The 20,089-nt window shown below is 38.8% G+C and carries 20 protein-coding genes; 15 read left to right on the forward strand and 5 right to left on the reverse strand.

Features of this window, described 5'->3' with window-relative positions:
* Positions 1-122 precede the first annotated feature (122 nt).
* Positions 123-935, reverse strand: coding sequence for a C39 family peptidase (locus BN2425_RS05310; protein ID WP_042455971.1), 813 nt, complete (start codon positions 933-935; stop codon positions 123-125).
* Positions 936-1,114: 179 nt separating this feature from the next.
* On the opposite strand from BN2425_RS05310, the gene BN2425_RS05315 reads away from it, so the two are divergent.
* The 10 genes from BN2425_RS05315 (at position 1,115) to BN2425_RS05360 (ending at position 10,002) form a co-directional block, all read left to right on the forward strand.
* Positions 1,115-2,326, forward strand: coding sequence for an EAL domain-containing protein (locus tag BN2425_RS05315; RefSeq protein ID WP_042455973.1), 1,212 nt, complete (start codon positions 1,115-1,117; stop codon positions 2,324-2,326).
* Between the two features lie 70 nt (positions 2,327-2,396).
* The gene (locus BN2425_RS05320; RefSeq protein WP_042455974.1) at positions 2,397-2,657 is read left to right on the forward strand and encodes a hypothetical protein; all 261 of its coding nucleotides are present in this window, start codon (positions 2,397-2,399) and stop codon (positions 2,655-2,657) included.
* Between the two features lie 241 nt (positions 2,658-2,898).
* On the forward strand, positions 2,899-3,135 hold the full coding sequence (locus tag BN2425_RS05325; protein WP_042455977.1) for a YkuJ family protein: 237 nt from the start codon (positions 2,899-2,901) through the stop codon (positions 3,133-3,135).
* A gap of 115 nt (positions 3,136-3,250) precedes the next feature.
* Positions 3,251-3,694 (forward strand): cyclic-di-AMP-binding protein CbpB, encoded by a 444-nt coding sequence (cbpB, locus tag BN2425_RS05330; protein WP_042455979.1) that lies wholly within the window; start codon positions 3,251-3,253, stop codon positions 3,692-3,694.
* Between the two features lie 60 nt (positions 3,695-3,754).
* Positions 3,755-5,266, forward strand: coding sequence for an MDR family MFS transporter (locus BN2425_RS05335; protein ID WP_042455980.1), 1,512 nt, complete (start codon positions 3,755-3,757; stop codon positions 5,264-5,266).
* 34 nt (positions 5,267-5,300) lie between these two features.
* Positions 5,301-6,179, forward strand: coding sequence for a LysR family transcriptional regulator (locus BN2425_RS05340; protein ID WP_042455981.1), 879 nt, complete (start codon positions 5,301-5,303; stop codon positions 6,177-6,179).
* A 77-nt stretch (positions 6,180-6,256) separates the two neighbouring features.
* On the forward strand, positions 6,257-6,967 hold the full coding sequence (gene dapD / locus BN2425_RS05345; protein WP_042455982.1) for a 2,3,4,5-tetrahydropyridine-2,6-dicarboxylate N-acetyltransferase: 711 nt from the start codon (positions 6,257-6,259) through the stop codon (positions 6,965-6,967).
* 73 nt (positions 6,968-7,040) lie between these two features.
* Positions 7,041-8,165: an N-acetyldiaminopimelate deacetylase gene (locus BN2425_RS05350; RefSeq protein ID WP_042455983.1), complete on the forward strand. Its 1,125-nt coding sequence runs from the start codon at positions 7,041-7,043 to the stop codon at positions 8,163-8,165.
* 184 nt (positions 8,166-8,349) lie between these two features.
* The gene (locus BN2425_RS05355) at positions 8,350-9,267 is read left to right on the forward strand and encodes a DUF4349 domain-containing protein (RefSeq protein WP_042455984.1); all 918 of its coding nucleotides are present in this window, start codon (positions 8,350-8,352) and stop codon (positions 9,265-9,267) included.
* A 75-nt stretch (positions 9,268-9,342) separates the two neighbouring features.
* Positions 9,343-10,002, forward strand: coding sequence for a potassium channel family protein (locus BN2425_RS05360; RefSeq protein ID WP_154663465.1), 660 nt, complete (start codon positions 9,343-9,345; stop codon positions 10,000-10,002).
* 39 nt (positions 10,003-10,041) lie between these two features.
* On the opposite strand, the gene rnjA is transcribed toward BN2425_RS05360, so the two are convergent.
* The 3 genes from rnjA to def all read right to left on the reverse strand — a co-directional run bounded on the left by rnjA (position 10,042) and on the right by def (position 12,927).
* A complete protein-coding gene (gene rnjA, locus BN2425_RS05365; RefSeq protein ID WP_042455988.1) occupies positions 10,042-11,709 on the reverse strand; it encodes a ribonuclease J1 in 1,668 nt (555 codons plus the stop codon).
* A gap of 6 nt (positions 11,710-11,715) precedes the next feature.
* The gene (locus BN2425_RS05370; protein ID WP_042455990.1) at positions 11,716-11,928 is read right to left on the reverse strand and encodes a DNA-dependent RNA polymerase subunit epsilon; all 213 of its coding nucleotides are present in this window, start codon (positions 11,926-11,928) and stop codon (positions 11,716-11,718) included.
* A 444-nt stretch (positions 11,929-12,372) separates the two neighbouring features.
* Entirely contained in the window at positions 12,373-12,927 is a 555-nt protein-coding gene (def, locus tag BN2425_RS05375; RefSeq protein ID WP_042455992.1) for a peptide deformylase, read from the reverse strand.
* Positions 12,928-13,029: 102 nt separating this feature from the next.
* On the opposite strand from def, the gene BN2425_RS05380 reads away from it, so the two are divergent.
* From BN2425_RS05380 to lpdA, 5 genes are all read left to right on the forward strand, one after another.
* Positions 13,030-13,689 carry a YkyA family protein gene (locus BN2425_RS05380; RefSeq protein WP_042455994.1) on the forward strand — a complete coding sequence of 220 codons (660 nt, stop codon included), beginning with the start codon at positions 13,030-13,032 and terminating at the stop codon, positions 13,687-13,689.
* A 466-nt stretch (positions 13,690-14,155) separates the two neighbouring features.
* Positions 14,156-15,271: a pyruvate dehydrogenase (acetyl-transferring) E1 component subunit alpha gene (pdhA, locus tag BN2425_RS05385; RefSeq protein WP_042455996.1), complete on the forward strand. Its 1,116-nt coding sequence runs from the start codon at positions 14,156-14,158 to the stop codon at positions 15,269-15,271.
* A 3-nt stretch (positions 15,272-15,274) separates the two neighbouring features.
* Positions 15,275-16,252, forward strand: coding sequence for an alpha-ketoacid dehydrogenase subunit beta (locus BN2425_RS05390; protein ID WP_042455998.1), 978 nt, complete (start codon positions 15,275-15,277; stop codon positions 16,250-16,252).
* A gap of 85 nt (positions 16,253-16,337) precedes the next feature.
* Positions 16,338-17,612, forward strand: a complete 1,275-nt coding sequence (locus BN2425_RS05395) for a dihydrolipoamide acetyltransferase family protein (RefSeq protein ID WP_042456000.1) — start codon at positions 16,338-16,340, stop codon at positions 17,610-17,612.
* Between the two features lie 3 nt (positions 17,613-17,615).
* Entirely contained in the window at positions 17,616-19,022 is a 1,407-nt protein-coding gene (gene lpdA, locus BN2425_RS05400; RefSeq protein WP_042456003.1) for a dihydrolipoyl dehydrogenase, read from the forward strand.
* Positions 19,023-19,533: 511 nt separating this feature from the next.
* Here the strand turns inward: lpdA and BN2425_RS05410 are convergent.
* Positions 19,534-19,968 (reverse strand): DUF1885 family protein, encoded by a 435-nt coding sequence (locus BN2425_RS05410; protein WP_042456007.1) that lies wholly within the window; start codon positions 19,966-19,968, stop codon positions 19,534-19,536.
* Positions 19,969-20,089: the final 121 nt, after the last annotated feature.

Raw genomic sequence — 20,089 nt, forward strand, 5'->3', positions numbered from 1 at the left:
TTTTTTATTCGAAAAATAGAAAAAACATGCATACCGAAAGCGCAATAGCTGCTCAGTATGCATGTTCCTTAGGATCATTGTGTTCATCGCCTAGCGGACTGATAATAGTCTTATTAATAAAATTAGTTGTAACTAACCGCGCGGCTTTGCATTGCTTTCCATGTGCTAATGAATTGATTTTTACTTACTTTTACTTGTTTTCTGCCTGAAAGTGGATCGTTTACATATACATAGTTGGCATCATAGCCGACTAAGACCACCACATGCAAGTCAAGAGGGGTCTTAATGTACTCTTTACCGTGGTACCATCCTTCCAAACGATCTGGAAGGCGGTAATCCCCAGTAGTCCACACGACAACAGGATAACCGTTTGATACATGCCGCAATAGTTGTTCAAAGGGCTGATTGGTGAGATTGACGGCACGCCCGGGAAGTTTTTGGTTAATTAAGTCCAACATGGGTTTCTCAAAGGCAGCATATCCTGCCGTTTTACCTGTCATATCGCCGACAAAACCATCTTGAGGGTTTCCCCAGCGAATAATATCACCTTTCGACCTTACCAATGGGTCAGGGTCTTTTTTGATTATGCGGTAGAGTTCCAATTTGTTCGTGTTTACTCCAGCATATTGAAGCATCATGGCAAGACTCGTTACTTCACAGCCGTATCTTAGCTCCGGGTTTTGTTTAATTAATGCCACATCAAGCATGGCAGATTCTTTTGCCGTCAATAGTACAGACTTCGATTCCGTTTCACTTGGTTGAACTTGTATAATTTGTCTCTGGAGATCATTTAAATTGTATTTTTCCTCAACCGGTTGATTAGTTTCTTCTACGGTTTGAGCAGGCGCTATTGATGTTTTTGTATTCGTCTCTTCATCAAAGTGGCTGCAGCCAAACATCGGAAAGATTGAGGCAATTAACCACAACTTTTTCAATGATAAACCTCCTTTGGAAAGCTTTCGGAGTAATGAAGATAACTTGCCTACAACCGGAAAGCTTCAGTTTATTGTTTGAGTGATTGGCTTTTGTTATAATGGTTTTCTTTTGCCAAAGAACGAGCAATCGCCACTTAGCGTATGGTATAATAAGTAAAATCTTTTTTGGGGGTACTGGGATGGATGCTTTGGAAATTCTCTCTAATCTCGACAGTGTATTTCCGTATTTCCAACCGATATTTAGTGCTGATGAAATGCTTGTAGTTGCCTATGAAGTTCTGGGGAGATATCAATCAGATGGAGAAATTATAAGCTTAGGCCCGTTTTTTAATGATGATCAAATACCGGATGAATATAAATATGAAGTGGATTTACTGTTAGTAAAAAGGTCATTAGAGAAGGCATTAGAAGTAAGGGAAGATATAAAAATTTTTTTAAATCGAGATGCTGATTTATTGGTGTATGATGATGGAGAGTCCTTTTTGCAAGAGCTTTTGTCCTTTGAAAAACGAGGGTTGAGTTTATCCAGGATTGTGCTCGAAATATCGGAACATCAATATCAGGGCGATTTAGGTCAATTAGATAATTTACTGAACTACTATCGGACATACGGAATTAAAATCGCCGTTACCAGACTCGGCCGTGAAAGTCATTCTTTTACAAGAATCGGTCGATTGAATCCAGATATTTTAAAAATCAATTTACAAGCTTTGAAGTCTACTTCGACTGGAACGAACTTTAATGACGTACTGTTTGCCATTTCACTTCTAGCAAGAAAAATTGGCGCAGATTTGTTGTTCGAAAATATCGAAATGAGCTATCAGTTGCAATTTGCCTGGAAAAATGGGGGACGATATTATCAAGGTTTCTATTTGTCACCGCCAACTGATGATTTTGTGCCATCCAATTTGTTGAAAAATCGGTTGAAAGAAAAATTCCATGATTTCAATCTTTATGAAAAACGGAAATTGGAGGCCGTCTATTCAACGGCTGAGATCCTACAAGCCAAAGTGCATGAAATTGTCCTTAAGAATAAAAAATTGGATTATGAAGACCTTTTGAAGGCTATAGCAAAGCAAATGGATGATATGGCATTTCGTATGTATATATGCGATGGGGATGGGTTCCAAATATCTGGGAACCTTTTTAAAGGGAATAATGGCTGGAACACACAAATGGAATATTTGAATAAAAATTGGAGTTGGCGGCCTTATTTTCTGGAAACGATTATTAAAATGAGAAATGACCGCAAAGGGATTTTGTCCGATTTATATTGTGATATTGAAACAGGAGAATCCATCCGCACTTTTTCATTACCAGTTTTCGAAAACAATTATTTGTTTATCGATATCTCGTACCGTTACCTTTTTGAACATGATGAATTACTGTAAGAATCCGCTTGTATAGTTTCACTCAATATGAGGCATTTTAACACTACATTTATGTAAAGGAGAATGACTCATGAATACGTTTGAAATGACTATAGGCATCTTAATTGCAGGCATTCTTGCTATTTCCTTAGTATACACAATGGTTAGCACCCGTCAGCATAGAACAGCAGAAGGAAATATGGATTCTAAAATGGATACTCACTTAGATGCTCAAATTGCAAAACCAATTCAAAAACATGCCTACATTAAAAATCCTATTTTGATATCATACGGCATCTTTTTTGCCTTGCTGTTATTTATTATATTTTTTATTGCCACTGCTTTTTATTAATAGGTCTCTGGCCCGCAAAGGAGACCTATTTTTTTGGCTATTTTATCATCCATCATAAAAAAACTTGGTATTTTTTTATTTTTACTTGGACAAATGGAGTTCAGTATTTTATTCTTGTTTATGAGGTGTTTAGTTTTAAGGTACCAACTATTGGAAACCATTTATACATTAGGATAGAAACAGGCTAACACGAGTAACCTAAATGTACAAGCTTGTTTGTGTTTTGAAAGGAGCAGGAGTTATGTCACAACTTCAAGGTATATTAACACGATTAAAGAATCTTCAGGAACAATCAAATAATGGGGAACCTACCCAGCGTTATTTTGAAGTAAATGGAGAAAGAAAATGTCAAGTAACATATCATCCAAAAACAGAAACATATGAATTGGAAGTATATAACGACAAGGAAAAGCCAAAACGTTATCAATTTGACAATATTGATATGATTACAATTGAAATCTTTGATTTAATCCAATAAAGGGACCTTCGTGGTTCCTTTTTTTTGCATATGTTCTTATCGTTTTTAATAACGGAATCCTCAAATCTGTGATAGAATAAATCTGTAGAAAAACATACATGAGGAGTTTTCTGTGATGATTAATCTTCCCAGCGGGGAATTTTTAGAGCTAAATGTAAGGGATTTAATGATCTCATCTGAAAGAGTGGCACATGTCCAAATCGGAAATAATTTAGAACATGCTCTTCTGGTTTTAACAAAAAGCGGGTACACCGCAATTCCGGTTTTAGACCCACATTACAAGCTGCACGGTCTAATCAGTACACCTATTATCATGGATTCGATCTTGGGGCTAGAGAGAATTGAATTTGAACAACTTGAAAATAAACGAGTAGAAGAAGTTATGAAAACATCCATTCCACGGGTGAAAACCTCTGAGTCATTTAACAGGTGCTTAGAGCTACTAATTAATCACCCCTTCCTGTGCGTAGAAACAGAAGATGATTTTTTTGCTGGAATTTTGCCAAGGAGTACCGTTTTAAACCACATCAATAAATTATTTAGAAACATAAATCGATAATTATAATAAGCCTCCTTACCGGGGGCTATATTTTTTCACACCGTGGAGGTAAGAATTAGTATGAGTGAAGTGCCACAGAATTCATTTAAGGGAAAATGGCAAAATAAACAAACAAATCGACCGTTTGTTTTGGCTTCTGTCATGCTGGCGATGTTTATGGGGGCCATCGAAGCTACCATTGTGTCTACCGCCATGCCTGCAATAGTTGCGGATTTAGGAGGTTTTGCCCTGTATAGCTGGGTATTTTCTGCCTATTTATTAATGAATTCTGTCACAGTACTGATTTATGGGAAATTATCGGATTTATTTGGCAGGAAACCCGTCCTGACCTTTGGAATTACCATGTTTCTAATCGGCTCCATTCTGTGCGGTTTTTCTCAATCCATGCATTGGTTGATTATCTTCAGGCTTATACAAGGCTTTGGTGCCGGTGCAGTGACTCCAATAGCGACCACCATTGTGGGCGATATTTATTCAACTGAGGAGCGAGCGAAAATACAAGGGTACTTGTCGAGCGTCTGGGGAATCTCCGCCATTACAGGACCTGCAGTAGGCGGTTTGCTAATACAGTACGTCAGCTGGAAATATGTTTTCTGGATTAATGTGCCGCTTGGATTATTATCCTTGGCCGGGTTGTGGTTGTGTTTCCATGAAAATGTCCATCGAAAGAAACATGAGATTGATTATATTGGAGCAGTGTTACTAACTATCACTATTTCTGTGCTCATGTTTGTTCTTGTGGAAGGGGGCAGCCGGTTTCCTTGGGACTCTTGGCAGATCCTTAGTTTAATCCTGTTAGCACTTATCGGTTTTACGGGATTTTACTTGCAAGAAAAACGTGCCAGAGAACCGATCATGCCATTTTCAATTTGGCAGCAAAGGCCGATTTTAATAGCTAATCTTACATCGCTCATGACTGGTATCTTGTTGATTGGTATATCCAGTTTCCTGCCTGCATTCGTGCAGGGAGTAATGGAGCAGACACCCATTATCGCCGGATTTACTCTGACCACGATGTCGATAGGCTGGCCTATCGCCTCAGCATTTTCTGGTAAAATGATGGTTTCCATTGGCTACCGGAGTACATCAATCATTGGCGGGATATTCCTAATTTGTGGCAGTCTCGCATTTGTAACGATGTCAGCCTCTTTTGGCCCCATTTGGGTCGCGTGTGGTTCCTTCCTAGTCGGTATTGGGATGGGACTAACCTCTACTGCCTTTATCGTTTCGATTCAAAGCTCCGTAAGCTGGCAGCAAAGGGGGATCGCTACAGCAGCCAATATGTTTATGAGAAATTTAGGCAATACCGTAGGTGCAGCCCTTTTAGGCGGAATCCTGAACAGCAGATTAAGTCAATACCTTTTGCAAAATGAAACAGGATTGGCGGTGGATGATGCTAATATTCTTTTAAAAGCTGCTGAACGCGATGAGCTGAAAGATTCGGTCCGGGCTATTTTACAGGAAGGCTTGACACTCTCTTTACATACTGTCTATTACGTTGTACTTGCTATTGCCACGTTAAGCCTAATACTTATCTTATTGATCCCAAGAAATAATCAACGCACTGTCTGAATGGCTTTACAGTGCTTTTTTAAGGAGTGTTTCCATGTCCTCGCTTTCTGAGTTTCAGTTATTGTCCGTGTTGGCTCAAGAAATGAATATGCGTAAAGCATCTGAGCGGCTGTTTGTATCACAGCCAGCATTATCACAACGTCTGCAGACAATAGAAAAAGACTGGGGGACGAAACTGTTTATTCGTTCACAAAAAGGCCTGTCGTTAACCCCGGCCGGGGAGCATGTTATCCATTTTGTAAATGAAGTGCTGGCCAAACAGGAAAAGGTCAGGGAGACAATTTTTTCTATGCAAGATGGAATATCTGGAACGTTAAAAATTGCCGTCGCCTCAATAGTAGGACAAAACTGGCTGCCACAGGTATTAAAGCAATTTATTGATACCTATCCACAAGTTAAAATTTCACTTGTGACCGGATGGAGCAGTGAGATTTTAAATAGTTTATACGATGATCAGGTCCATATCGGTATTATTCGTGGTACTCCCGACTGGAAAGGGGTTAAGATTCATCTTTTCAGCGATCCATTATTTTTAGTGGACAGGGAAATTTCCAGCCCAGAACAGGTTTTGAAAACCGACAGACCTTTCATCCAATTTAAAAGCGACTCCAATTATTATCAAGAAATTCAAGATTGGTGGATGAGAAATTTCAAAACATCACCAAAGAGAACTGTGGTGGTTGACCAAATCGAAACCTGTAAACAAATGGCCTTTAATGGAATTGGCTATGCCATTCTGCCACAGGTGACCTTAAAAAAGGCCGGCTCCGATATATACAAAATCCCCCTAGTTAATCAGGATAACGAACCGTTAAAGCGGGATACTTGGCTCTTGGGGTATGAATCGGCCTTTCAATTGAAGCAAGTTCAGGCATTTGTTGAACTGATAAAGGAATATGTGGCTAAATCATAACCAAGTGTGCTATTTTTCTTGTTTTCACTGCTTTTGTTTGCTAAAGTATTTTTAGTACATATTTAGGGGGGACTCTCATGAAAATGATGGATGCTAATGAAATCATCTCTTTTATTCAAAATAGTAAAAAATCAACACCGGTAAAGGTTTATTTAAAAGGTGAATTGGACGGGCTTGATTTTGGAAGTAACGCCAAAACCTTTATTACTGGCAATACAGGAATTGTCTTTGGTGAGTGGGCAGAAATCCAGGAAATACTCGAAGGGAACAAAGCTAAAATTGAGGATTATGTCGTAGAAAATGACCGCCGCAACTCAGCAATCCCTTTACTAGATACAAAACATATCAATGCTCGAATCGAACCAGGAGTCATTATCCGCGATCAAGTGGAAATTGGTGATAATGCAGTCATTATGATGGGGGCAGTCATTAACATTGGTGCTGTCATTGGAGAAAAAACCATGATTGATATGGGTGTTGTCCTAGGCGGAAGAGCAACAGTAGGTAAAAATTGTCACATTGGCGCTGGAACGGTGTTAGCAGGTGTAATTGAGCCGCCATCTGCTAAGCCAGTTGTTATTGAAGATAATGTTTTGATAGGTGCGAATGCTGTTGTACTTGAAGGAGTTACGGTTGGAGAAGGTTCCGTGGTTGCCGCAGGAGCAGTTGTTACAAAGGATGTTCCACCATACACAGTTGTCGCAGGTACACCAGCCAAGAAAATAAAAGATATTGATGAAAAAACGAAATCTAAAACAGAAATAATGCAAGAACTAAGACAGCTATAATAGATTGCTATATTTTGCTGCACAGACAAGCGTGGATGATTCCACGCTTCTTTTGCAAAGGGGAGATCATTCAATGGAGGATTTAATAACTATCCGTCGTGACTTGCATCAAATTCCAGAACTTGGATTTCAGGAATTTAAGACACAGTCCTATTTATTAGCATATATAAAAGCTTTACCACAGGACTATATCTCCATTCAAACCTGGAAAACAGGGTTATTGGTTAAAGTACATGGGACAGACCCTGAAAAAACGATTGGTTATCGAACTGATATTGATGGTTTGCCGATCGTCGAGGAAACTGGGTTAGAATTCTCTTCTAAACACGATTTGCGTATGCATGCCTGCGGCCATGACTTCCATATGACTATTGCACTTGGAGTACTGACTTACTTTGTTGAGAATCGAATTAACGATGATCTTTTATTTATTTTTCAACCTGCAGAAGAAGGTCCTGGCGGGGCTGAGCCCATGCTCCAATCAAACGAATTGCGTCAATGGATGCCTGATATGATTTTTGCTCTCCATGTGGCACCGGAATATCCTGTTGGAACCATTGCCGTTAAAGAAGGCTTATTGTTCGCCAACACATCAGAATTGTTTATAGATTTAAAAGGGAAGGGAGGACATGCTGCCTACCCTCATCAAACAAATGATATGGTGGTGGCAGCCTGTGCCCTTGTCAATCAACTTCAAACGGTGATATCAAGAAACATTGATCCTTTAGATAGTGCCGTTATCACCATTGGGAAGATTACTGGAGGGACGGTACAAAATATCATAGCTGAAAAAGCCAGATTGGAAGGGACCATCCGTACTTTATCCCCAGAAGCGATGAAAAAAGTAAAGCATCGCATTGAAGCGCTTGTAAAAGGGATTGAAGTAGGCTTCGAATGTGAAGCGGCAATTGATTATGGATCGATGTATTATCAGGTTTATAATACTGAACAGCTTACAAGGGAATTCATGGAATTTGTCCATAACGACCAAAATATCCAGCTTCACGTATGTAAAGAGGCAATGACTGGGGAAGATTTTGGTTATATGCTGAAAGAAATCCCAGGATTTATGTTTTGGCTCGGTGTGGATTCCCCATACGGTCTGCATCATGCCAAACTTAATCCAAATGAACAGGCTATTGATGTAGCGGTTAGAGTTATGACAAAGTTCATTGCCATGAAAGGGATGCACGGTTAAGTTTAAATTTAATCGTCTCTTTATTCAATTAGAGTAATAAGCATACACCTGAAAAACTGCCCGTAAAGTAAATTACGGGTAGTTTTTTATCTTTTACAGTACGTTGTAAAATATTGAAACCTCGCACTATTTTACCCGTCGGTATTATTAAAGACAGTTAATATTAGACGATGGGGTGGTTTTTATGAACAAGCAGGCCTTTAGAAAGTTGTTTCTCCTTATCTTTATGGTTACGATTGGATTAGCTGGCTGCAGTTCCAGCAGTAAAAATGAGAGTTCTGAGTCTTATGCTGAAAAAAAGGCTGCCATGGCACCTGGTAAATCAGGTAGCGGGAGTGATACAAGTATGTCTTCCTCGGAAGGAGAACAGACGAAAAGGACTGAAGGAACTGACCAATTGGCAGTGCCAAATCAAATGGTCATTTACCAAGCTAACCTTCAAATACGGGTAAAGAATTTTGACCAAACCGTTAACACGATTGAAAAAAAGGTTCAAGGTTATGGTGGCTATATTGCTGAATCTACCCTGAATAGAGAAGGAGATGACCAATTAAGCGGCACCATTAGGATTAGAATTCCCCAGCAATTTTTTCAGGATTTCTTACATGATGCCGAAGGTGCAGCGTCCGAGGTTCTTCAAAGGGACATCACTGGCCAGGATGTAACAGAGGAATACGTAGATTTGCAGTCAAGATTAAAATCCAAGCGGGTAGTTGAAGAAAGATTAACTTCATTTATGCAGGGAGCAGCCAAAACAGAGGATTTGTTAAAGATTTCAGAAGATCTGGCAGCCGTGCAGGAAGAAATAGAGACAATTGAAGGCCGAATGAAGTTTTTAGAGAATCAAACAGCATTTTCAACCATAACCATTACCCTTTATGAAAGTAAGGTAGTGGTTCCCAAAATTAATCCGGATAAGCTGAATACATGGGGTAAAACAAAACAACAATTTATGCAAAGCACCAATTGGTTACTTGCAGGATTGTCAGGTCTTGTTGTTCTAGTAATCGGAAACCTACCAATTATTACTATTATGTCCGCAATTGGAATTGTATTTATATATCTCTATAAAAGAAGGAATAAGCGAAATAGACAAGAGTAAAGAAGAAGCTATATAAAGTTTTTGAAGCGTGCTACAATGAACCTTGTATGAATGATAGAGCTTGGGGGAGTTTTTGTGAAAAAAAGTTTTGCTGTAATCGGTCTTGGCAGATTCGGCGGAAGCATTTGCCGGACTTTAGCAGATGAGGGAATGGAAGTTCTTGCAATAGATAGTAATGAAGAACGAGTAAATGAATTTGCAATGATTGCTTCCCACGCAGCAGTTGGCGATTCCACTGATGAAGCCGTCTTAAAAAGTCTTGGCATCCGCAATTTTGACCATGTAATTGTGGCCATTGGCGATGACATTCAATCAAGTATACTGACAACATTAATCTTAAAGGAATTAGGAGTAGACTTTATTACAGCTAAAGCACAAAATGATTATCATGAAAAGGTTCTAATGAAAATAGGAGCAGATTTTGTTGTTCACCCTGAACGAGATATGGGTAAAAGGATCGCTCACAACATGACATCGAGCAATGTGGTGGATTATTTAGAGCTTTCTGATGAACATAGTATTGTTGAAATAGTTGCAAATCATAAGCTTGGCGGACATACCATCATGGATATGGATATCCGCAAAAAATATGGATTAAATATTGTTGCCATTAAGCGAGGAGACGATATTATTGTGTCGCCTCTTGCCTCAGAAATGATTCAAGTGAACGATGTGTTAATTGTAATTGGAACGGACACAGATATAGACCGTTTTGAGAAAAAAGTGATGGAATAAGAAAAGCGGAAGCACCTTGTGGGGCTTCCGCTTTATATTTTAGACCTCCATGATGATTGGTAATATCATCGGTTTGCGTTTAGTTTTTTCATACAGGAAAGGTGCCAATGTGTCAGTGATTTCATTTTTAATCTCGGACCATTGACTAGTTTTCCGCTCCATAATTTTATTTAAATGTTTCGTAATGAGAGCTTGGGCATCATTAATTAAATCCCCTGATTCGCGCATATAGACGAAACCTCTTGAAATAATATCTGGACCGGAGGCAATTTTAAATTCCTTCATATTGATACTTACTACTACAACTACTAAGCCTTCTTCAGAAAGAATTCTACGGTCTCTCAGCACTATATTGCCGATATCACCAACTCCACTTCCATCAATATAAACAGAGCCGGATGGAATTTTTCCCGCCACTTGTGCAGTGTTTTCAGAGAGGGCTAACACTTCACCGTTATCCATGATAAAGACATTGTCTGGGGCAACACCACAATCAACGGCTAATTTTTTATGCATGATTTGCATCCGATATTCCCCGTGAATCGGCATAAAAAACTTTGGTTTCATTAACCGGAGCATTAATTTTTGTTCTTCTTGGCCGCCATGTCCAGAGGTATGGATGTTATTTAACTTTCCATGAATAACCTCTGCACCCGCTCTGAACAACATATTAATCGTTCTGCTCACGCTAATGGTATTACCTGGGACTGGTGATGATGAAAAGACCACAGTATCCCCTGGGATAATTTGAATTTGTCTATGGGTACCGTTGGCGATCCTTGATAAAGCAGCCATTGGTTCTCCTTGGCTTCCTGTACACAAAATGGTTACTTTATCAACTGGTAACCGATTAATTTGAGAAGCATCAACAAAGGTATCCTTTGGTGCTCTTATATAACCTAGGTCAAGACCAATATTAATGGCAGCTTCCATGCTCCGGCCAAATACTGCAATTTTTCGACCATTAGCCACTGCAGCCTCTGTTACTTGCTGGAGGCGATGGATGTTCGAAGCGAATGTTGCGAATATAAGCCGTCCGTCAACCTTTCGGAAAATATCTTGAATACTTTCCCCAACTCGTCGTTCGGACATGGTGAAATCCGGAATCTCACTGTTGGTACTGTCAGATAGGAGGCAAAGAACGCCTTCTTTTCCAATCTCAGCCATTTTTGTTAAGTTTGCTGGTTCACCTACAGGCGTAAAGTCAAATTTAAAATCTCCTGTGTGGACGATTTGACCTGGAGGTGTCTTAACAACTATACCATAGGAATCAGGAATGCTGTGAGTGGTTCGGAAAAAGGAAACAGAGGTCTTACGAAATTTAATTACATCATCTTCTTTAATTTCAATCAATTTGGCGCTTCGGAGTAGTCCATGCTCCTCTAGTTTATTTTTAATAAGTCCCAGCGCAAGTTTTCCACCGTAAATTGGAATATTGACTTCACGAAGTAAATACGGAATGCCGCCAATATGGTCTTCATGGCCATGGGTAACAAATAAACCTTTAATTTTTTCTTCATTTTTTACTAGGTATGTGTAATCTGGTATGACATAATCAATCCCTAAAAGTTCATCCTCAGGAAATTTTATCCCAGCATCAATAAGGATAATTTCATCCTGAAATTGAACCCCATAGGTATTTTTGCCGATTTCGCCCAGGCCACCCAAGGCAAAAACAGCAGTTTGATCGTTTTTCACAAATTTCATAAATTATCATATCTCCAATACTTTAAAATCTTCATTATTTTGTTGTTCATAATCCAAATGTGCTCCCTTTACTTCTTGAACATATTCAACATTAATGCCCAGTTTACCAATTCTTGAAAGGACATCTCTTACTGATTCACCACTAACAAAGAGAGTTTTGGTTTTTTCTCGTACCGGTACTTCCGTAACACTTTCTTGATAAAATACTTTAAAAATCATGATAACTTCGCTCCTTAATCAATCATAACTTTTTCTATTATATAAAACATTTGCCTTTTTTTCATTATTTTCTTAGGAAACCTTTGGTTTTATGGTTAAAAGTATGTAAAAGTGAGCTATTTTTTCAATTTACAATAATGAAGGAGCCCTTCGCAAGTAGAAGGGCTCAAAAATTAGGCAATTGATTTTTTTCTAAGCAAATCTTTCCACTGTTGTAAGAGCTTCTTTCTAAGCTTCTTTAACATAGTGGATCATCTCCTTACTTATTATTTTAATCAATCTTTGTCCAATGTAAAGCAACCAAAGGCAGATTCTTGAAAAAAATTTTTTCTCCATATTTATATAAATATTATATGAAAAAAAAGTTGAAATCCTCATGGATAATCATGGAAAGAAGGCACAGAAAAAGGCTGGCTCATTTTCATAATTAAGCCAGCCTAGTGATTACCTGTTAATAACTATAGCCCCTTCGATTCGTCTAAACGGGTTAGTTTTATCGATATGGTCATAAAACATAATTCCATTTAAATGGTCAATTTCATGCTGAAAACAAATAGCAGGATAGCCTTTTAAACGGAGTTTAACAGCTTCCCCGTCCAAGTTTGTACCTTTTACAGTGATCCTCGCATATCTAGGAACGTAACCAGGTATTACTTCGTCCACCGACAGGCAGCCTTCTCCGGATTCCAAGTATGCTTTTTCAACTGAGTGGCTGATAATCTTTGGATTAAATAGGGCATAGCTATAAAGCACACCTTTTTCATCTGTTAAATGGACAGCAATCATGCGTTTTGATACATTAATTTGTGGCGCAGCCAGACCGATGCCTGGCCGTAAGCCGTAACGTGAGCAAACTTCTGTATCCTGACTGTTGATAACATATTCTAAAAGGCTTTTAAGTATTTGTTTATCCTCATCTGAGGGCGGCATTTCTACTTCTTCTGCCACTTTTCTAAGCGTAGGGTGACCATCGCGAATAATATCATCCATTGTTATCATGTAACTCACCTCTATAAACAATATATATAATTTGCATCATTAGTCTAACAAATAAACAAATAATTGTTAACAAAGATTATCGGATTATTGGGAGGAAAAGAAATGTCAGCAGTTAAACAACTAGTTATTATCATAAGTTTATTTATTTTATTTCTTTCAACAGGATGCGCCAAGAAACAAACTCCTGAAGAAGAAATGTATACAATATTAGAAAACGTGGCTGCAAAGGAAAAAACGTTTGAGGAACAGCAAAAACCTCTTACCAAATTGGAGAAGCATGAAAAAACTCTTTATGATCAAATTATTTCATTAGGTATGAAGGAATATGATCAGATTACAAAACAATCGGATGAAGCAATCACTTCTGCCAATAAACGAAGTGAGTTGTTTAAAAAAGAAACAAAAAGTATGAAGGATTCGGAACAAGCCTTTAAAAAGGTCAAATCAGTAAAAAAAAGGATTGATGAACCTAAGTTAAGGAAATCTGCTGATCAGCTCTACGATACCATGACAATACGATATCAGGCCCATGATTCTCTTACTAACTTCTATATGGCGGCCTTGAAAAATGATATACAGCTGTATAAAATGTTTCAAAACAAAGACATATCCGCCATTCAATTAGAGGAGCAAGTAAAGAAAGTAAATCTGTCCTATGAACAGGTATATGCTGCGAATGATAAATTTAATAATCTGACAAAGGATTACAATACACAGAAGCTGTCCTTTTATAAACAAGCGGGACTTTCAAATGATGAATAATCACGGAAAATCGACTTAATTCGAGTCGGTTTTTTTATGGGAATTTTTCTTTGAAAACGGCGATTTTTATAAAACAGGTGTCGATAATCTATTGATACAGGTTTTGATAAACCGATTGCAAAACTACTTCTGTTTTTATAAAGAAATCTTATGCATAGTAATTGACGAATGAAAATAGTTGAGGTAAACTCTATTATGGATTTGGAAATTGTACTAGTAGTTTTTTGAAAATTAATAGTACAGTTGAAATGATGGCAGTATAACGATTTTTTAGTTTATCTTACATATCCGGTGAAAGACTATCATATGCGATTGGTGCAAGGTAACCTATTAAATCTCTGGTTGCTCAATAAGAAATTATAAAAAACGCATTATGTATTTGAGGCATTAATTTATTTTTTGGGTAACCTATTTTTTAGTGAAATTTATTTTTATATAGCTTTTAAAGAAAGGAAGATGTGAACAAATGGCTTCTAAAACTCAAAAAGCGGCGCAAGATGCCAATAAAGCTCTCGCAGCAGCAGAAGATCAATTCCAAACCCTTCAAATTCTAAATGAAGAAGGAGAAGTCGTTAATGAAGCAGCAATGCCTGATTTAACAGATGAGCAGCTTCAAGAATTAATGAGCCGCATGGTATATACTCGTATCCTTGATCAGCGCTCCATTTCTTTAAACCGTCAAGGACGTTTAGGCTTCTATGCGCCAACTGCCGGCCAAGAGGCTTCTCAATTAGCATCACAATATGCATTGGAACAAGAAGATTTTATCCTTCCGGGTTATCGTGATATCCCACAAATTGTTTGGCACGGATTACCATTATCACAAGCATTCTTGTGGTCAAGAGGACATCTTCAAGGTATGCAAATTCCTGATGGCGTAAATGTTCAGCATCCACAAATTATTATTGGTGCTCAATATGTTCAAACTGCCGGTGTTGCGCTTGGATTGAAAAAACGCGGCAAAAAAGCAGTTGCGATTACCTACACAGGTGATGGCGGTACATCACAAGGGGATTTCTATGAAGGAATCAACTTTGCGGGTGCTTACCAAGCTCCAGCAATCTTTATTGTTCAAAATAACCAATTTGCTATTTCTACTCCACGTGAAAAGCAAACTGCTGCCAAAACATTGGCTCAAAAGGCAGTTGCTGCCGGTATTCCAGGAGTGGTAGTAGACGGCATGGATCCTTTAGCTGTTTATGTAGCTACACGTGAAGCTCGTGAACGTGCTGTGAATGGAGAAGGCCCTACTTTAATCGAAACATTAACCTACCGTTATGGACCACATACAATGGCTGGTGACGACCCAACTCGTTATCGTACAGCAGACCTTGATAATGAATGGGAGAAGAAAGACCCATTAGTTCGTTTCCGTAAATTCCTTGAAAAGAAAGGGATTTGGAACGAGGATAAAGAAACGGAAGTTATTGAAAAAGCAAAAGAGGATATTAAAGAAGCAATTAAGCAAGCTGACGCTGCTCCAAAACAAAAAGTTACTGATTTAATGTCAATTATGTACGAAGATATGCCACAAAACTTAAAAGAACAATTTGAAATATATCAAGCAAAGGAGTCGAAGTAAGTCATGGCTCAAATGACAATGATTCAAGCAATTACCGATGCCCTACGAACTGAATTGCGTAATGATCCGAACGTACTAGTATTCGGTGAAGACGTTGGTGTTAACGGCGGGGTATTCCGTGCAACTGAAGGTTTGCAGCAAGAATTCGGCGAAGATCGTGTATTTGACACGCCACTTGCTGAGTCGGGAATCGGCGGTCTTGCATCTGGTCTAGTCTTGCAAGGTTATCGTCCTGTTCCAGAAATCCAATTCTTTGGTTTCGTTTTTGAAGTTTTTGACCAAATTGCTGGCCAAATGGCCCGCTTGCGTTTCCGTTCAGGTGGGAAGTACCATGCACCTGTAACCATTCGCTCACCATTTGGCGGTGGCGTACATACTCCAGATATGCACGCAGACAGCTTAGAAGGTCTTATGGCCCAAACTCCTGGATTGAAAGTGGTAATCCCATCAACTCCTTATGATGCAAAGGGATTGTTAATTTCTGCTATTCGCGACAATGATCCGGTTGTTTTTCTTGAGCATATGAAATTATACCGTTCATTCCGTCAAGAAGTTCCAGAAGGGGAATATACCATTCCGCTTGGAAAAGCTGAAGTGAAACGTGAAGGAACAGATGTAACGATTATTACTTACGGCGCTATGGTACACGAGTCATTAAAAGCAGCAGAAGAGTTGGAAAAAGAAGGCCATTCTGCAGAAGTTATTGACCTTCGTACTGTTAGTCCAATAGATATCGAAACAATCATTGCTTCTGTTGAAAAAACAGGCCGGGCAATTGTTGTCCAAGAGGCACAGAAGCAGGCAGGTATTGCTGCCAATGTAGTGGCTGAAATTAATGACAGAGCTATTTTGAGCTTAGAAGCACCGGTTCTTCGCGTAGCCGCACCTGATACTGTCTTCCCATTCCCGCAAGCAGAATCAGTTTGGCTTCCGAATTATAAAGATGTAATTGAAACGGCTAAAAAAGTTTTAAACTTTTAATTAACGATGGAAGTGGAAGATAGCTTCCACTTCCATGAATCAAAAAAATGTCTGCTAAGAGACTACAATAGGAGGATGAATCTCAGTGTCATTCCAATTTAAAATGCCTGACATCGGTGAAGGTATTCACGAAGGTGAAATCGTCAAATGGTTTATTAAACCAGGCGACAAAGTCCAAGAAGATGATGTTTTATGTGAAATTCAAAATGATAAAGCAGTTGTAGAAATTCCATCTCCAGTAGAAGGAACTGTTTTGGAAGTTCTGGTCGAAGAAGGTACTGTTGCGACTGTAGGACAAGTACTGATTACATTTGATGCTCCTGGTTACGAAGACTTGCAATTCAAAGGCGATGAAGGTGCAGAAGAGGCTCCAAAGCAAGAGGAAGCAGCACCAGCAGCTGAAGCGGCTCCAGCAGCACAGGCTGAAGTTGACACAAATCGTCATGTCATTGCAATGCCATCTGTTCGAAAATATGCACGTGAAAAAGGTGTTGATATTCGTTTAGTAGCTGGCTCAGGAGACAATGGCCGGGTTCTAAAAACTGATATCGACGCATTCTTAACTGGTGGTGCACCTGTAGCAGCACCTTCAGAAACTGCACAAGCTGCAGCAACTGAGGCTGAAGCACCAAAAGCAGCGCCAATTCCACAAGGTGAGTATCCAGAAACTCGCGAGAAAATGAGCGGTATCCGCAAAGCTATCGCTAAAGCAATGGTTAACTCTAAGCACACTGCTCCACACGTTACTTTAATGGATGAAGTAGATGTAACAAAACTTGTTACACATCGCAAGAAGTTCAAAGAAGTGGCTGCTGCAAAAGGAATCAAGCTAACTTTCTTGCCTTATATCGTAAAAGCATTAACAAGTGCATTAAGAGAGTACCCTGTATTCAATACATCACTTGACGATGCAACAAACGAAATTATCCATAAACATTACTATAATATCGGTATTGCAGCTGACACTGAAAAAGGTCTTTTGGTACCAGTTGTAAAAGATGCTGACCGTAAATCAGTCTTCAATATTTCTAATGAAATTAACGAATTAGCTGGTAAAGCACGTGAAGGCAAATTGGCTCCAAATGAAATGAAGGGTGCTTCTTGTACCATTTCCAATATTGGCTCAGCTGGTGGTCAATGGTTTACACCAGTAATTAATCATCCAGAAGTAGCTATTCTAGGTGTTGGCCGTATTGCAGAAAAACCAATTGTACGTGATGGCGAAATTGTAGCGGCTCCAGTTTTAGCATTGTCTCTAAGTTTTGACCACCGTATGATTGACGGAGCAACAGCGCAAAATGCATTAAATCATATTAAACGTTTATTAAACGATCCAGAATTACTGTTAATGGAGGCGTAAAAAATGGTCGTTGGAGATTTTCCTATTGAAACAGATACTATAGTAATCGGTGCTGGCCCTGGCGGATATGTTGCTGCTATCCGTGCAGCTCAGCTGGGACAGAAAGTAACTATTGTTGAAAAAGGTACGGTTGGAGGAGTTTGTTTAAACGTCGGATGTATCCCTTCCAAAGCACTTATTTCTGCAGGACACCGTTATGAAACTGCGAAACATTCTGCTGACTTCGGGATTTCAGCTGAAAATGTAACAGTGGACTTCTCGAAAGTTCAAACATGGAAAGCAAGTGTTGTTAAGAAATTAACAGGCGGTGTAGAGGGACTTTTAAAAGGGAATAAAGTGAACATCGTACGCGGTGAAGCATACTTTGTGGATAGCAATACCTTGCGTGTAATGGATGAACATTCTGCCCAAACCTATACATTTAAAAATGCAATTATTGCAACAGGTTCTCGTCCAATTGAACTGCCTGCGTTCAAGTTCTCTAAACGAGTGCTAGACTCAACTGGAGCATTGTCACTTTCTGAGATTCCAAAGAAAATCGTTGTTATTGGCGGCGGTGTTATTGGCCTTGAACTTGGTGGAGCTTATGCTAACTTTGGTACAGAAGTAACCATCCTTGAAGGTGCAGAAGATATTTTACTTGGTTTTGAAAAGCAAATGACTTCTCTTGTTAAAAAGAACATGAAGAAGAAAGGCGCAGAATTCGTTACAAGTGCATTAGCAAAAGGCGTGGTAGAAACTGAAAATGGCGTTGTTGTAACATATGAAGTAAAAGGCGAGGAAAAGAAAGTGGAAGCTGATTACTTATTTGTTATGGTTGGACGCCGTCCAAATACAGATGAAATGGGCCTTGAACAAGCTGGTGTAAAAATGACAGACCGCGGCATGATTGAAATTGATAAACAATGCCGAACTAATGTAAGTAACATTTATGCAATTGGTGATATTGTTGCTGGTCCGCAATTAGCACATAAAGCTTCTTATGAAGCAAAAGTTGCTGCTGAAGCCATTTCTGGTCATCCATCTGAAATTGATTATGTAGGTATTCCTGCAGTTGTGTTCACTGATCCAGAACTTGCTTCAGTGGGCTATACTGAAAAAATGGCTAAAGATGAAGGCATTGATGTTAAAGTCGGCAAATTCCCATTTGCTGCAAACGGTCGTGCATTATCTTTAGACAGCTCAGACGGGTTTATGAAACTAATCTCTCGTAAAGACGACGGCGTAGTCATTGGTGCTCAGATTGCCGGTGTGAGTGCTTCTGATATGATTTCCGAGCTAAGCTTAGCTGTTGAAGCTGGAATGACCGCTGAAGATATTGCGTTGACCATTCATGCTCATCCTACATTGGGTGAAATCACAATGGAAACTGCAGAAGTGGCCCTTGGAACACCAATTCACATCTTATAATAACAATAGCAAAAAACGTCTCTTCCAAAACGAAGAGACGTTTTTTTATGGCTTAATATATTGAGGTAAGGGACTTTTATTAAATCTAAATATATCTGAAATGCATCAAACATATAATGATAAACAAGAACATTGAATAGGCTTGAGGGCTTTTAACAATCGTTTAAGCGGTGATTTGAATGCGGGTTTATGTAGTGATTTTGCTTCAATTTATTATTTGGAGTGGTTATACATTAATCGAGTGGCTGTCAAAGCATGACCAATTAATTTACAAGGTCATTATGTTTTTTGTGTTTTTTTATCTGGCATTCCTAATTGGAAATAAGGCTACGCAATCGGCTCGTAAAACACTGTTTATCACAACATTAAGCCTTGTTATTTATACGTCAATACATTACACCATGAATGTCTTGATACATTAAAATAAGTCCCTATGGTCTGGGCGGGAGGAAAATGGTTCCGTGCCCAGACGTATAGGAACTAATTAAGCATGGCAATTTCAGGACTAGTGTTATTTTCTAGTGTAAAAGTACATGATTCGTCCGTTAAATAAATGAAGTTCCCCTTGTAGCTTTTTAGCTAGAAATTTGCAAAACTCATTTGCCTTTCCTTTATCTCCGTATGTAGCTTGTTCCGGCAAAGTTACTTGGATATAATCATAAATTTCTTCTTGACCATCTGCATTTTTGGAGGAGCCTTTATCTACTCCTATTAAAATGTAGCTATAGCGTTCTTGGTCAGACTCCAAATAAAACCATTTCCCTTTTCCCTCGGCTGTTTCTTTTATCTCATAGGGAAAAGCGGCATTTTCATATTCCCAATCTAACTGATCACCGGTCTTTGCCGTTATCGTTTTATAATATTGGAAAAGTTCTTTGACATCTTCAATTGTAATGGTTTGTTGTACCGATGCAGGTACAAGCTTTATTAACGCATTTAAAGCCATCACATATTCCCCCTTTAACCCTTTTTATGCTCTTTTATTCTAGCATTGAACAAAAAGTGCTGACAACTTTTATGAATTTTTTGACAACAACTGTTGTCATTTTACAAAAAACAATTTATAA

It is taken from the genome of Neobacillus dielmonensis (genome assembly GCF_000612665.1).
In the GTDB taxonomy this organism is placed as follows: Bacteria; Bacillota; Bacilli; order Bacillales; family Cytobacillaceae; genus Neobacillus; species Neobacillus dielmonensis.

What these genes read in the sequence shown, in the direction of transcription:
- BN2425_RS05320 (WP_042455974.1), top strand. Translation starts at nt 2,397, where the DNA reads ATGAATACGTTTGAAATGACTATAGGCATCTTAATTGCAGGCATTCTT.
- BN2425_RS05340 (WP_042455981.1), top strand. Translation starts at nt 5,301, where the DNA reads ATGTCCTCGCTTTCTGAGTTTCAGTTATTGTCCGTGTTGGCTCAAGAA.
- BN2425_RS05325 (WP_042455977.1), top strand. Translation starts at nt 2,899, where the DNA reads ATGTCACAACTTCAAGGTATATTAACACGATTAAAGAATCTTCAGGAA.
- BN2425_RS05315 (WP_042455973.1), top strand. Translation starts at nt 1,115, where the DNA reads ATGGATGCTTTGGAAATTCTCTCTAATCTCGACAGTGTATTTCCGTAT.
- BN2425_RS05350 (WP_042455983.1), top strand. Translation starts at nt 7,041, where the DNA reads ATGGAGGATTTAATAACTATCCGTCGTGACTTGCATCAAATTCCAGAA.
- BN2425_RS05380 (WP_042455994.1), top strand. Translation starts at nt 13,030, where the DNA reads ATGTCAGCAGTTAAACAACTAGTTATTATCATAAGTTTATTTATTTTA.
- def (WP_042455992.1), bottom strand. Translation starts at nt 12,927, where the DNA reads ATGATAACAATGGATGATATTATTCGCGATGGTCACCCTACGCTTAGA.
- BN2425_RS05390 (WP_042455998.1), top strand. Translation starts at nt 15,275, where the DNA reads ATGGCTCAAATGACAATGATTCAAGCAATTACCGATGCCCTACGAACT.
- cbpB (WP_042455979.1), top strand. Translation starts at nt 3,251, where the DNA reads ATGATTAATCTTCCCAGCGGGGAATTTTTAGAGCTAAATGTAAGGGAT.
- rnjA (WP_042455988.1), bottom strand. Translation starts at nt 11,709, where the DNA reads ATGAAATTTGTGAAAAACGATCAAACTGCTGTTTTTGCCTTGGGTGGC.
- BN2425_RS05355 (WP_042455984.1), top strand. Translation starts at nt 8,350, where the DNA reads ATGAACAAGCAGGCCTTTAGAAAGTTGTTTCTCCTTATCTTTATGGTT.
- BN2425_RS05335 (WP_042455980.1), top strand. Translation starts at nt 3,755, where the DNA reads ATGAGTGAAGTGCCACAGAATTCATTTAAGGGAAAATGGCAAAATAAA.
- dapD (WP_042455982.1), top strand. Translation starts at nt 6,257, where the DNA reads ATGAAAATGATGGATGCTAATGAAATCATCTCTTTTATTCAAAATAGT.
- pdhA (WP_042455996.1), top strand. Translation starts at nt 14,156, where the DNA reads ATGGCTTCTAAAACTCAAAAAGCGGCGCAAGATGCCAATAAAGCTCTC.
- BN2425_RS05370 (WP_042455990.1), bottom strand. Translation starts at nt 11,928, where the DNA reads ATGATTTTTAAAGTATTTTATCAAGAAAGTGTTACGGAAGTACCGGTA.
- BN2425_RS05410 (WP_042456007.1), bottom strand. Translation starts at nt 19,968, where the DNA reads ATGGCTTTAAATGCGTTAATAAAGCTTGTACCTGCATCGGTACAACAA.
- lpdA (WP_042456003.1), top strand. Translation starts at nt 17,616, where the DNA reads ATGGTCGTTGGAGATTTTCCTATTGAAACAGATACTATAGTAATCGGT.